Origin of the sequence: Pectobacterium sp. S5, assembly GCF_051707265.1 — a bacterium.
Classification (GTDB): domain Bacteria; phylum Pseudomonadota; class Gammaproteobacteria; order Enterobacterales; family Enterobacteriaceae; genus Pectobacterium; species Pectobacterium polare.
Window position 1 is genome coordinate 400,696 of sequence record NZ_JAULSZ010000002.1, and the last position, 13,371, is coordinate 414,066.

Annotated in this window: 12 protein-coding genes; all 12 read right to left on the reverse strand. The window is 54.1% G+C overall.

Annotated elements, in window-relative coordinates; all coding sequences use genetic code 11:
- Positions 1-6 precede the first annotated feature (6 nt).
- The 12 genes from ccmB to QWJ20_RS11430 all read right to left on the reverse strand — a co-directional run bounded on the left by ccmB (position 7) and on the right by QWJ20_RS11430 (position 13,120).
- Positions 7-663 (reverse strand): heme exporter protein CcmB, encoded by a 657-nt coding sequence (gene ccmB, locus QWJ20_RS11375; protein WP_010305762.1) that lies wholly within the window; start codon positions 661-663, stop codon positions 7-9.
- Positions 651-1,283, reverse strand: coding sequence for a cytochrome c biogenesis heme-transporting ATPase CcmA (ccmA, locus tag QWJ20_RS11380; RefSeq protein ID WP_219678915.1), 633 nt, complete (start codon positions 1,281-1,283; stop codon positions 651-653). The genes ccmB and ccmA overlap by 13 nt, the downstream gene beginning before the upstream one ends.
- Positions 1,284-1,814: 531 nt before the next feature.
- Entirely contained in the window at positions 1,815-2,675 is an 861-nt protein-coding gene (gene nrfG, locus QWJ20_RS11385; RefSeq protein WP_433992573.1) for a heme lyase NrfEFG subunit NrfG, read from the reverse strand.
- Positions 2,672-3,073 (reverse strand): heme lyase NrfEFG subunit NrfF, encoded by a 402-nt coding sequence (nrfF, locus tag QWJ20_RS11390; protein WP_433992574.1) that lies wholly within the window; start codon positions 3,071-3,073, stop codon positions 2,672-2,674. Before nrfF ends, nrfG begins: the two co-directional genes overlap by 4 nt.
- The gene (locus QWJ20_RS11395) at positions 3,066-4,940 is read right to left on the reverse strand and encodes a heme lyase CcmF/NrfE family subunit (protein WP_433992575.1); all 1,875 of its coding nucleotides are present in this window, start codon (positions 4,938-4,940) and stop codon (positions 3,066-3,068) included. Before QWJ20_RS11395 ends, nrfF begins: the two co-directional genes overlap by 8 nt.
- Before the next feature lie 21 nt (positions 4,941-4,961).
- Positions 4,962-5,924 (reverse strand): cytochrome c nitrite reductase subunit NrfD, encoded by a 963-nt coding sequence (gene nrfD, locus QWJ20_RS11400; RefSeq protein WP_109411241.1) that lies wholly within the window; start codon positions 5,922-5,924, stop codon positions 4,962-4,964.
- Positions 5,921-6,592 carry a cytochrome c nitrite reductase Fe-S protein gene (nrfC, locus tag QWJ20_RS11405; protein WP_095994813.1) on the reverse strand — a complete coding sequence of 224 codons (672 nt, stop codon included), beginning with the start codon at positions 6,590-6,592 and terminating at the stop codon, positions 5,921-5,923. Before nrfC ends, nrfD begins: the two co-directional genes overlap by 4 nt.
- Positions 6,589-7,158 carry a cytochrome c nitrite reductase pentaheme subunit gene (nrfB, locus tag QWJ20_RS11410; RefSeq protein ID WP_039481165.1) on the reverse strand — a complete coding sequence of 190 codons (570 nt, stop codon included), beginning with the start codon at positions 7,156-7,158 and terminating at the stop codon, positions 6,589-6,591. The genes nrfC and nrfB overlap by 4 nt, the downstream gene beginning before the upstream one ends.
- A 48-nt stretch (positions 7,159-7,206) precedes the next feature.
- Positions 7,207-8,625, reverse strand: a complete 1,419-nt coding sequence (gene nrfA, locus QWJ20_RS11415; RefSeq protein WP_370761739.1) for an ammonia-forming nitrite reductase cytochrome c552 subunit — start codon at positions 8,623-8,625, stop codon at positions 7,207-7,209.
- Positions 8,626-9,081: 456 nt separating this feature from the next.
- Complete coding sequence (locus tag QWJ20_RS11420) at positions 9,082-10,095, reverse strand: nucleoside hydrolase (protein ID WP_433992576.1); 1,014 nt, start codon at positions 10,093-10,095, stop codon at positions 9,082-9,084.
- A 111-nt stretch (positions 10,096-10,206) separates the two neighbouring features.
- Positions 10,207-11,331 (reverse strand): esterase, encoded by a 1,125-nt coding sequence (locus QWJ20_RS11425; protein ID WP_433992665.1) that lies wholly within the window; start codon positions 11,329-11,331, stop codon positions 10,207-10,209.
- Positions 11,332-11,461: 130 nt separating this feature from the next.
- Entirely contained in the window at positions 11,462-13,120 is a 1,659-nt protein-coding gene (locus QWJ20_RS11430; RefSeq protein WP_433992577.1) for a carbohydrate porin, read from the reverse strand.
- Positions 13,121-13,371 lie beyond the last annotated feature (251 nt).

Sequence of the window (13,371 nt, forward strand, 5' to 3'; positions counted from 1 at the left end):
GGAAAATTACTGAATGCTCACCCGCAACGCCGCCGCCGTGGCAAACGGGCTCAGGGTGGCGCTGCCCGCCAGAAAGGCACCGAGGATCGCCAGATACCCGCCCACCGGCAGTTGCATCATGGCGGCCTCGACCGCCGCCGTTGCAAAAATCAACAGCGGTATGGTGAGCGGCAAGACCAGCAGGCTTAACAGCACACCGCTGCGGCGCAACCCGACCGTTAATCCCGCACCAATGGCCCCCAGAAAACTGAGCGTTGGCGTGCAGAGCAACAGCGTGAGCGCCATCACCCACCAGCCGTGGCTGTCCAGCCCAAACAGAAGCGCCGCCAGCGGAGAAAGCAGTAACAGCGGCAGCCCGCTGACCATCCAATGCACCACCACTTTCGCCAGCACCACTAACGGCAGCGGCAAAGGCAACAGCGTCAGCTGTTCCAGTGAACCGTCCTGATAGTCATCGCGGAAAAGACGATCCATCCCCAGCAGCGAAGCGAGCAACGCCGCCACCCACACCACGCCGGGAGCCACGCGCATCAACAGCTGCGGCTCTGGTCCAATAGCCAGAGGAAACAAAATGATGACGATCAGGAAGAACCACAGAGGGTTGAGGATTTCCGCGTTATTGCGCAACGCGACGCGCAGTTCTCGGGCAATCAGACGCCGCATGATGGGGTTCCCTCACTCGGTGTCAGTTGGATACAGCGAATGTCCTGAGCGAACGGACGCAGCGGCTGATGGGTGGTTAAAATGATGATGCCGCCGCGTGCAATGTGGTGTTCCATACGCTGCGTCAGCATTTCGACGCCCGCCACGTCAAGCGCGGTCAGCGGTTCATCCAGAATCCACAGCGGAACATCGGTGAGCCACAAACGCGCCAGCGCGACGCGACGCTGTTGCCCCGCAGAAAGACGCGCCACGGGCACGTCTTCATAACCGGCCAATCCGACCGCGGCCAGCGCCTGCCAAAGTGCATCCTGTTGCTGTTGCGGATAGAAAAAGCGCAGGTTCTCTTCACCGGTCAGGACGCTCTTGATGCCTGGCTGATGGCCTAGCCACAGAAGCTGCTGGTTAAACTGCTCGCGCATACGGTTGATACGTTGCCCTTGCCAGCAGATTTCCCCCGATTCAGGCGTCGCCAGGCCGCTTAAAATACGCAACAGCGACGTTTTTCCCACCCCGTTGGCGCCAGCAATCTGCACCATTTCTCCCGCGCTGGCCGTAAACGACAACGCGCTGAACAGCACATGTTCATCGCGTATGCAAACCACATCGCGCGCTTCTAACATCGGGGTGTACTCCTACTTTCTTAGTGGCTATAGAATAACATGGTGCCCGTACTCCCCCTCTCGGGGACCGTAACCATAAAGAGTTAATCTCTTTTATTGAGATCAATAAAATCAGCGATTCTGGTTATCTCTGTCATCGCACCGTATCGAAAACCACGCCGACACGCTTAAACCGGAAATCTATTGGGCATATTTTTATGCAGCCGCCGAGACCGTTTCGTGCGCTACAAGACCTTCATTTCATGCTACCGCTTAGCACGCGCCCGACGCAGGGCGGCTCAATCGCCGTCGCCCTGCGAACCCTGGCTTCCGGCTAAATTATGCCGCTCTGCGGTACCATCGGTGGGCATGAGCACAACCCGAGCCACCAGTGACGCGTTCCCGACGCGGCACTGGCTTTCGCGGCATCCATGCCGCTCACTCGGTGCTCACGCCCACCGCTGCATAATTTCTACGCCGCATAACAGTAAAACCCGTAATAAGCTGTAGCCGTACGGAATGAGAAATAGCTAAAGCAAAACGTATCACGCACTATTTCTGGCTATTCTTCAGCAGCGTTGCCGTGTTGATCGCCTCGATTAACTGGACGCGGTTAACTCGCGGGCTGTACGTATCCAGCAAGCGCTGCCAAATCGTAATCGCGCGCGCATAGTCCGCCTTCAGGAACGCATCAGATGCCAGCAGCATCAGCGCCGTCACTTCATTGGCATCCAGTGCCAGCGCTTTATCGACCATCTCTTGCATCGGGGGCGTGACGGCCTGACCCGCCTGGTAATACAGCACCGTCGCCAGCGCCGAATACAGTTCCGCGCTGTCATCCTTCAATGCAATCGCCTGTCGATAAGCGCGCAGCGCGTTGTCGTAAGCGTTACGGTAAAGATAATATTCACCCAGCTCAGCCCAGAAGACGCTGTTGCCCGGCGTTTTACGAATGTTGTCCTGCAAGGTAGCAAGCTGTTTTTCCTGCTGTTGCGCGTCGCTAAAATCGTGTAGCGGATCGGCAAGCCGCTGGCGTTCCGCCTGAACCAGCGCAGCACGCGGACTCAGCATGTAAAACGTCGCACTACTTAGCAGGATCGCGATGATCGCGACTACAACCGCGATGGCGGGCAGCGGGCGCTGCGCAGAAGAAGGGGATGCGGCTAACGGCAGATCGTGGGACAGTTCTCGGCCCAGCATTTTTGCCTCATGCTCGGACAGATGCTTTCCTGCCTGTTCACACTGGAAATGCCAGATGCGCTCCGCCAAACGCGGTAGCTTGCCATCCCCCTCCGACTGACGCAGGGGCAATAGCGGCCATAACAGCCCGGCAGCCAGAACGACAACCGCGACCGCGACGAACACCATGCTTAATAAGTTCAGGTCTAGCAGGTTCACGCTTAACAGGCTCATGGGCGCGCCCCTTGGTTCTGCCGCCGCATCACTCGCCACGCGATAACCGCAATCGCTAACAGTAGAAGCAGTGGCGTGAGCCAGAGGATGCCGGTTTGCATTTTCATCGGCGGGTTGTACTGAACAAAGTCACCATAGCGCTGGTTCATAAACGCCATAATTTCTGGCTTATCTTTGCCCTGCTCCACCATAGAAAAGACCTCATGGCGCATGCTGACCGCCACGGGCGAATTCGATTCCAGCAGGCTCTGGTTCTGACATTGCGGGCAGCGCAGCTCGCCAGCAATCGCCATCGCAGTCTGACGCTGCATCTGACTGGAAAACGCCCAGGTATCGACCACCTGAGCCTGCACAGAAAAAGCCAGCAGCATGAAAAGGAGCGCAATGTATTTAGTCATAGGCCCTTCTCCCTCTGAACCACCCCAGCAGTGCGCCTGCGACCATCAGCAGGCCGCCGCCCCACACCCAGCGAACGCCGGTTTGCACATAGAAACGCATCGCATAACGGTTTTCGCCGGTTTTCTCTCCCATCACGGCATACCATTCTCTGATCGGCCCCCAGGCAATGCCCGGCTCAACCATCTGCTGTTTACGTGCGTTGTAATAACGGCGTTCCGGCATCACCTGAGCGATTTGTGAATCGCCACGATAAATCGCAATCACAGCCTGCTCTGCGGTGTAGTTCTGTGCCGCGACTAGCTCCAGCTGTAAAAATCGGAAATGGTAGTCGCCCAGCGTGACCTGTTCTCCCTGACCCACATTGGCGCTGATTTCCTGCTTGCTGCCCGCAGAGAACACAATCCCCAAGGCAAATAGCGCCACGCCCGTATGCGCCAGCAGTGCAGGAAGCTGCTGGCGTATCGCCGACAGCGGCTGTAACCACTGCGCAGCCATAGCCCAGCCGATCAAACCCGCAGCCAGTGCGACAGCGTACCCATGCGGCCATAAGATCAGCGCAGTGACGACGCCGACCACCAGCGTCATGCCTAAACGCCGGACAGGCCATCGCGTGCTGCGTTTCCAGTAGCCTCCCGCGGCTACCCCGATGAGCAGCAGCATCAGGCCACCGAAGGGCAAGAGCACGCGGTTAAAATAGGGTGCGCCGACGGAGATTTTCCCCCAGCCCGCCAGCCCGTAGATCATTGGGTAAAGCGTGCCGAGCAGTACCACCAGTGCGACAGCGCTGAATAACAGCAGCACCAGCAGTATCGCCATTTCCCGCGACCAACCGGAGAAACGGGCAGCAGAGCGGACAAGCTGAGCACGCCAGCCATAAACCGCCAGCGCCGCCATACTCAAGCAGGCAAACAGGATAAATAGAGGCACCGCACGGTCGTGTTCGAGCGCGAAGGCATGGACGGAAACCAGTATCCCGGAGCGCACAATCAGCGTGCCCAGCAGGCATAAAATGAACGTCAGCAGCGCCAATATCAGCGACCAATGGCGGAAGATGCCACGCATGCGGGTGACAGACAAACTGTGCAGTAATGCGCTGGCCGTGAGCCACGGGAGCAGTGAGGCGTTCTCTACCGGATCCCAGAACCACCATCCTCCCCAGCCCAGCTCGTTATAGGCCCACCACGACCCCAGAATGATCCCCAGCGTTAGCAGGCTCCAGGCGGGCAGCGTCCAACGCCAGCAAATCCAGGCGGCGGGCGCAGTAAACTCACCATGAATCAGGGCAGCTAGCGCCAGCGCCGCACTCACGGTTAATCCGCCATAGCCCAGATAGAGCAACGGTGGATGAAGGATAAGGCCAATGTGTTGCAGCATGGGGTTGAGATCCCTCCCCGCCACCGCGGGCGGGAAGAGACGCACAAAGGGATCGGAAAAGAACAGAATGAACACCAGCAGCGCGGTCGCGATCGCGGCCAGCATCGCCAGCGTCAGCGGAAACAGATCGCTTGTCGCCTTGCGATAGCGGCAGGCAAACGCGGCGCTCCAGCCGGTTAAACATAACAGCCACAGCAGCAGCGATCCTTCATGCCCGCCCCAGACCGCCGCAATTTTTAGCCCAAGCGGTAAATCACGATGGCTATGCTGGGCGACGTAGTTAACGGAGAAATCATCCTGCACCACGCTCAGCGTCAGCGCGATAAACGCAAACAGCACAAGGCCAAACAGTACCAACGTCCAGCACCGCGCCAGTCGGTAAGTGCCCGACCAGCGCAGGGAGTAGCCTGAAAATGTCAGCAACGCCATCGCCACACCGACGCAAACCGCCAGCGACAGCGCGACATACCCAAATTCTGGCAATAACAACATCAACAGGCCTCTTGCTGGGAATTAGACAACGGTTAACTGCCCCGCATAGAGGATAAAGAAGCGCAGTAACAAGACGCCCACCAGACTCAGGCCACACACCGCCAGCACGCCATAAGGTGAATGCTGTCGGCTGGCCCATGACTTGAGCAGCAAGGGAATGACTAATCCAATCCCTACCACGCCCAGCCAGAACCACACGGCCCAGAATCCTCCGCCCACAGCCGCCACCAGCGCCCGCTGCTTCCCATCGTCCCCTAAAGCAAGGCCGATAAAGAACGCGAACAGTAAGAAGATCTCTAACCACACGACTGGCGTTTCGACACGGTGTACAAAGTGCGCTTCTTCGCTATGCGGATTGCGGCGATAGCGGCAGGCCATGGCGATCAGCGCCACCGCCGCACCGGAGGACACCCCCGAAAACAGGAATAAAGCCGGTAAGATTGGGTTATTCAGCAGCGGATAGGTCTTCAGCGCGGAGAGTAAAAATCCGGTGTAAGCCCCTAGCATCACCGCCAGCAGTAACATCACGATATCTAGCGATTTCTGCATCGGTGCCAACCAGCCGAGCACCTTGGGAAGTATGACCAGCTTCGGCAACCAGCGCTGTTGCAGCACGATAACCTGCTCGCTGAAAATGTTGACCAACCAGATCGCCAGCGCCGCCATATAGACCTGAAACAGCATGACCCCAACCGACATCACCGAGGTAAAGCTGTAATGGAACATCAGCTTCCAGAACGTCCAAGGGCGCGTCAGGTGGAAAACCAGAATCAGCAATCCAAAGATGATGGTGCACGGTGCAAGAATCAGCGTGGTGCGCATGAGCGTACTGTCGGCGGTGGCCTGCTCGGGGTGGTAGCGCCGCAGTAAGGCCGACAGCGTCACCAGCCCCGCAGAAATGCCCACCAAAAACAGGTAAATCGCAATCGGCCAGTCCCAGACTAACGAATCAAAATGGAATGCGCTTGAAGACACGGGCGTCATTGATGAACCTCCCCGTATTTAAACGGTACGCGATAAACCTTAGGACGAGTGCCGAGCGCGATTTTGTAGCGATACGTCGGCTGTTGACGAAGCAGGCGGGAAATCTCGCTGTCAGGATCGTCAAGGTTGCCGAACGTCAGCGCGTTAGTCGGACAAGACAACACACAAGCGGGCAGTTTTCCGGCTTTCAGGTTGGTCTTGCGGCAAAAATCGCACTTATCCGCCGTTTTCGTCTTCGGATGAATAAAGCGCACTTGATAAGGACAGGCAGCAAGACAGTATTGGCACCCTACGCACAGATCGGGATTCACATCCACAATGCCGCTTGCCGCATCGCGATACGACGCTCCGGTAGGACACACGTCAACACAAGGTGCATGATCGCAGTGCTGGCAGGAGTGACGGAAAAAGCGATATTTCACGTCCGGGAAGGTCCCGATCGGCTCGCTGCGAATGATCGTCAGACGCGATACGCCTTCCGGCACCTGATTGACGTCCCGGCAAGCATCCATACACGCCGTACAGCCGATACAGAGCGATTCATCGTGGATCATGCCGTAGCGGACGCCGTTGATATTCAGCGTCTGTGCGACGACCTGCCCCGCCGTGCTGGTGATGGCAATCAGCCCCCCCATACGGGCAAGAAATTGACGACGAGAGCAACTCATGGCTGCCTCTTATTACCCAGATGAACTGAGGCTGGGTTGAAGTCTGGGTTATTACGTTGATCGCTATGGCAATCCACACACAGTTTGATGCGACCCTTGTCGTTCAGTGTCTGCATACTGTCCTGCGTGGGGTGCAGTTGGTGGCAGCTGGCACAGGCCACTTTCGCGACATGCACATCGTGTGGCCAAAACGACTTCTGCAACTGTTCCGGCGTATGGCATGACATACAGACGCTGTTTTGCTCTTCCACCTTATACATCGGGAAGTTAAAGCGCATGACATCTTTAACGCCTTCGCGGTGCAGCAGCGACGGCTTACCGTGACAGTTTGTGCAGGTCAACTGTTGCTGATTATGCGGGTTGACAGCAGAGGCATGCTTGCCCTGCATGCCATCCTCTTCCGGTTTATGGCACTGTAGACAAGCCTCATCGGGATTACGCTGCGGCATGACCTCCCAGCGCTCTCCTTTTTCCGCCTGAGGTGCGGGCTGCGTCAGCCCTGGCAATGCCCAAAGCAGGCCTGATACCAGCACCCCGGCAGTCAATAACGAACGTAATACGCTCATATCCACTCCACTTTATGATCGCCCGCGTCCACGGGCGATGAGGGGTTATTAGTTCAGTCGTCCCGCTTTACGCGCTTGCTCATCCCACTGCGGCACTACCGTATTCAGGAAATCCTGTTTCTCGGCTTTGATTTGCTGCATGTTGAGCCCTATCGCCTGCTGCGCTTTCTCTTTCGTCGAGATATCCGGCAGCTTGATTTCTCCTGTTATCCCTTTCTGGGCCAACAGGCGCACCAGCTTGGTTCTCGCCTCGGCGGATTTACTCAGTGAGGTGCCAAGCATGCGTAAGCCTTCATCCGGCGCATGCATGTGAATACCGTGAGAGGCAACCGCCAGATCCCAGCGCCATTGCGCATGGCGAATATCCATCAGAATCGGCTGCATTTCTGCTTCGGTTGCACCGGCATCCCAGGCCGCTTTCGCCTCAAAGTGCGCGTGAACCAGTTGCTCTTCGGCTTTCAGTTTTAAGTCCTGAATGGCCGTTTTGCGTTCAGCAACCACCGCCTGCATCGCCGCTTTATCCTGCGTGTGGCAATTGGTACAGGTTTCGCCGTAATTGTCGAAAGGGTTGCCAATCTTGTGATCGGTATACAGCTTGCCGTCCGCGTTTTTCACTTTCGGCATATGGCAGTCGATACAGGTCACGTTGTTTTTACCGTGAATACCAATGCTCCAGGTTTCATATTCTGGATGTTGGGCTTTCAGCATCGGTGCGCGGGAAAGGGTGTTGGTCCAGTCGGAGAAGGAAATGGCGTCATAGTATTTTTCCATGTCTTCGACTTTGGTGCCGTTATCCCATGGAAATTTCACCGCTTTGTCTTTACCGGAAAAATAATACTCAACGTGGCACTGCCCACAGACCATAGATTGCTGACCGAATCGACTGGTTTGATCAAACGGTTTGCCAATCGATTCCATTGCGCGCTCGGCGTAAGGACGGGACAGCGTCAGCGCCGGTTTGCCCTGAGCGAAATCTGGGGACGCGGTATCATGGCAGTCCGCACAGCCGAGATCGTTAGTAATCTCCGGCCCGCCTCGTGCCCATTTGCCTTTGAAGTAGCCGTCCTCGCCTTCCTGTTGAATCAAGCGGGCGACATCCGGGCTTTTACAACTCCAGCACGCCATCGGCAGAGGGCCATCTTCTGCCGTCTTGGGTGCACCGGTACGCAGCGTTTCACGCACGTCCGTGATGGCGTAGGCGTGGCCGCGCGGCTTGTTATAGTCTCTGGAGAAGGGATAACCCGCCCAGAGGACCACCATCATGGGGTCTTCTGCCAGCGCATCGTGACGCTCAGACTGTTCACTGGTCGCTTTCCACGAGTTGAACTGATCGGGGTGTTGATTGGTGAAGACGGAGTTTCTTGCTTCTATCGGGGCGGGAGGGGGTGACGCCGGAGCATCAGCGGAATAGGCTGGCATCATTAGAAAGAGACTGGCTACCATGCCCCACAGATAGGAGACTGACATGCTTATCCTGACCATGCGTTTGTGTCCAAATTAAGCCGCCTACTGGCGGTCGTTTTAGTTATCCATTTGACAGAAACCACAACAACTGTCGTGACATTACTCGCACTATGAATAACAAAAAGATGCATTCAAAATATTGTTTTTGATCAAAGGTAAAGAAAAGTAATGAATCGTATCGAAAGTTATATGAGGATTGTCTCAGTCACAGAGGGTGGACATCGCAGGATATGGCGAGGGGATTAAACGCTGAGAGCTTAAAAATTAAGCACTTAAAAAGCGGGCGCTTAAGCATCAAGGTAGGTGGCACAAGTACTGGGATGACGTGTCCATTTCGGCCGTTCATCCCAATGTATTTGCTGATAAAGCGCGGCGTTTTGCCTGATAGAAAGGTTCAAACGCTCAATAAGTGGGGCTTAAGTGAAAAATAGTGCCCCAGAGTATGCCCTTTGGGGATGTTTATTTCCCTTGACCATAGGCCAACGCCAGCTTGGCGTAGAAATCTTCCAGCGTGAAGCGGGCATCAACGGCGTTATACACCCGAATCTGGCGCAAATTTTTCTGAGGCGCATAGGTCAGATCGTCATTTAACTGTGGTGCATTAACCAACGTGTAGTGATATTCGTGGTCATCCAACAGCAGCGAAACCGCAGGGTTATCACCCAAGACCCAGACTTCACTTTTCGGCCACGGAACATCCTTGATGGTTTCGGAAATCGCACGATTAAACTCGATCAGCTGTTGCCACAGGTATTCCCCAACTTTCCCCTGCGGCTTAACGCGCACGGCAAGTTCAGACAGCGAGACGCGTACGGACATATAGACATTATGTGGCACCTGCCACAAAGGCACCTGAGACTTGAATACGCTGTTCGCCGCGACCGGATCGTTAAACATATTGTATTCCCAGCCGCCTTTTGGATAAGGCATGCCGCCAATCCACACTACCGTCATTTTGCTGGCGATCTTTGGTTCAGCCTGCAATGCGGCAGCGATATCCGTAATCGGCCCCATGACTAACACAAACAGCGGGTGCGAATCCTCTTTTAACGCTTCCTTGATCAGCATTTGCGCCCCTTCACTCAACGCAGGCGCGCCACCGTCGGCTTTCAGCGCGTGCGTCGCACCTCGATACACGGGAATGTCCGTTTTTCCCATCACGTTCATCAGGCGCTGGAGCTCATGGTAGCTTTCCATCATGCTGTTTTCGCCATCACGCTTCATCAATGGCGCGGTACGGGAGTAATGGGCAGCAATCAGCCCTTTCACCTGCATCGTCGGCGTCAGCACCGCATGGGCAACGGCAAAATCATCGTCAGCCTCGTTTTTCGCATCGGCGCTGATAATGACGCGAATCTGCTTATGATCGGCCACGTCAAAAGGGGAATTTTGCGCCTGCGCGCTGAACGCACTGAGGAAAGGCAATGCCACGATCAACATGGCAAAACGGGAAAAGTAGCTGCGAATAGACATGATTATCCTTAATGCTAACGGTGCCTGGCCGTCGTTGATATGGCAGCCCAGCGGTTCAGGCTGCCATCAGAGAAGCGGGCATGCGACGACGCTGCCCGCAGCATGAAGACGCTATTTAAAAAGCTTCTGAACAAACTCGCTGTAGGCCGGTCGCCAGACATCCATTTCATGACCAAGATCGGGATAATTGCGGTAATCAAACCGGATATCTTTCTGCTCCAGGATGGTTTTCAGGCCCGCAATATCCTTACCGGTGATGTTGTCAGTTTCACCAATCACCACCGTGAAGTTCTTCAGTTGCTGATTAATTTGCTCCGGCCGCTCAAGCTGTGCCGCAACGGCCGTGTTTGGCACCGTTTCAGTCGTCACACCGCTGAATGTCGCCAGCCAGCCGAAATGATCCAAGTGGCTCATGCCGGATACCAGAGCCTGATAGCCGCCCTGAGACAGTCCGGCCAGTGCCCTGCCGTTTGCATCCTGACGGACGTTAAAGCGTTTGCCGATCTCGGGGATGATGTCATGAATGAGTTCACTGTCCGCCGCTAACGCATTGCGCGGATAGAACACCTTGCGGCGCTCCTGCGGGGGATATTCTTCCGGGATAATGCCGGGAACGTCCGTTTCCGTATCAGGAATAACGACCAGCATCGGCTCAATCTTTTTCTCTGCCAGCAGGTTATCCATCATCTGCGGTATCCGCCCCTGCACCACGGCCGATGCGCCCGTGTCGCCAAAGCCATGATAGAAATAGAGTACCGGCAGCGGTTTTGACGATTCGCTATAGCCCGGCGGCGTCCAGACATAGACCTGGCGCTCTGATTTCAAGGCTTTCGAATGGTAGGTCAGCGTTCTCAGCTCACCGTGTGGCACCTGACGCACGTCCAGAATGCTCCCCAGCACCAGAATCAGACTGGTATTCACCTGACGCTGTGGCTTGGTAAACGCTGTGCCGGTATCGATGGTGCGAAAACCGTCCACGCTGAAAAAATATTCATACAGGTTCGGTGCCAGCGCTGACGTTTTGAACGACCATACGCCAGATTCATCTTTCGTCATCGCATGGGACACGATGCTATCGGGCGTCGAACCGGTAAAAACACTGACCTGCTTCGCCGTTGGCGCAAACAGGCGGAAAGTAATACTGCTATCGGCATTCACCGCCGTGACGTACTGGCTCACAGGGACTGTGGCCGCGGGCATTACCGGAAAATCGGCAGGTAATGCGAATGCATGCATGGAGGCACAGGCAAACAGACTGGTTGCCAGTATCGATACCGTTCGATGCTTTAAATTTATCAGCATATTGTTGCTCCATTTTGTAAGGATGGCAGGCGTTTCAGCCTGCCCTATTTGCGGCAATTCGTCGTTACCACCACACCTCAGCCTGAACACCGACAATGAACTGAGATTTATTCTTATCATCTGAGAATTTGTAACCCGAAATCTCATTATCCAGAATATTTAAGTACGTACCGTAGAGGCGAATTTCTGGTCTGGAATTCAGGATGCTGGTATCCACTTTCAGTGCATGATAAAGCGTGGTTTTATAACCAGACTCGCGGAAGTTTACACCAGCTTGATTGGTATTTTTCTGCGTAAACCAACCTAGCTCCACACCAGTTTGGTTATAGGTATCCCAAATATAGGCGGGACGAATAACGGTACGGATACTTTCGAAATCGCTGTGCGCCCCCGTTTCATAGCTATAAATATCTTTACCCCAGGAGTACACCAACGCATTAGCCATGATGATGTTGTCATGCAAATACATTTCACCTTGTGATATTACGCGAAACGCATTACCACCAGTGTGATCGCCATAATAATTTTCACCCTGTCCAATTGACGGATTACCGTCATTGTATCGGGCAAACCCACTGGCGATAGAATTATTCGCTGACTGCAACGTAAATTCGTTAAATCCACCACGCGCATCCAGTTTCTGCTTGACGATTGCCGTCGCCAGATAGCTGTCCTTCATTTTGAAGTATTCATTATTGCTTTCGTTATGTTTCTGGCTATCGTTCTTATTTGCCATCACATACTTACCAATCAGCGTTAGCGCACCGTCGTCCCACAATGGCAGATTTTTATACCGAATCTCCATCGTGTTGGTATTCATTTTGGTTTTATCCGCGTTTCTACCAATATTCGGGTTTTCGTATTCTCGGGCATAAACGTTAACGTCTTCACGCGTCAAGGCGAGATCTAATTTACCCGGCCCCGCGTTCATATTCTCTATACCGACCCCAGCACCGGCATAAACACGATCGCTTTTCCAGTCCAGCATTTGAATTTCATACACGGGGAGAACATGTTTACCGACCCAAAAATCTGCTTCTGGCGCAAAAGGCAGGAATCCGTTGGTTGTCAGGTACAAATCGGAGAACTGAAGGACGTTCTCATTGCCCGTATTATCACCAAACCAGCCCGCGCTGTATTGCTGTCCAACGTTTCCGTCGAGTTTAACCACGGCGTGTGCCGTCTTGCCATCTTTGTTATAAACGCGCTGGGTGAGAAGAAGATCGAACCAACCAGAATGTTCATTACCAAAACGACCTAAAGAACCAATGGCATAGGACTCCGGTGAACCATTCGTCCCAGTTGCCCAACCGGAACGTAAATAGCCGGTATAGGAGAAACCAATGTCATCTTTAACGTATTTGCTAATTTCATCCAACGTGAGCGGTTTTTGCTGTGTATTTGCAGCCGTGGCAACATCAACCGAGCTTGTCGCAGAGGCCGCTACCGTATGGTTAGCCGGAGAACTGTTAACGGATACAACAGCCCGTGTTTTATCTTTCGCCGTTGAATTTGCGGCGACTTGGGTTTTGTTCTCTGCGATCGTCTTATATTCGCGCAGCTCTTTTTTCGTTGACTGCAATTCGGCTTTATTTGCCGCCAGTTCTTTCTCCAATAGTTCCAGTCTTTCTTCTACGGTCAATTTCGCGGCCATAGCACCATTAGACAAAAACACTGACGACATCAGTAATACCATCATCTTTACAGGGAATTTTTTACGCATATTTATTATCCGAGTAGGGTATATTTTAAAATATTAAACATCGATTTTAAATTGAAACAGCCCCCTCACGACGCTAGCCGTAAGTCCGCCTGTTTGTACACGTTGTGTAAATCCTAAATAACCGTTTATATGATTTAATGGCTAGTCCATTCCCTCCCGCTTCATCTTATTTCCTCGCCATCTTTCCCATGGGTAGTAAAAAATAGAGTTCGCATTCATCCCAGAACTTATTTTTCTGAGAATGAATGCGT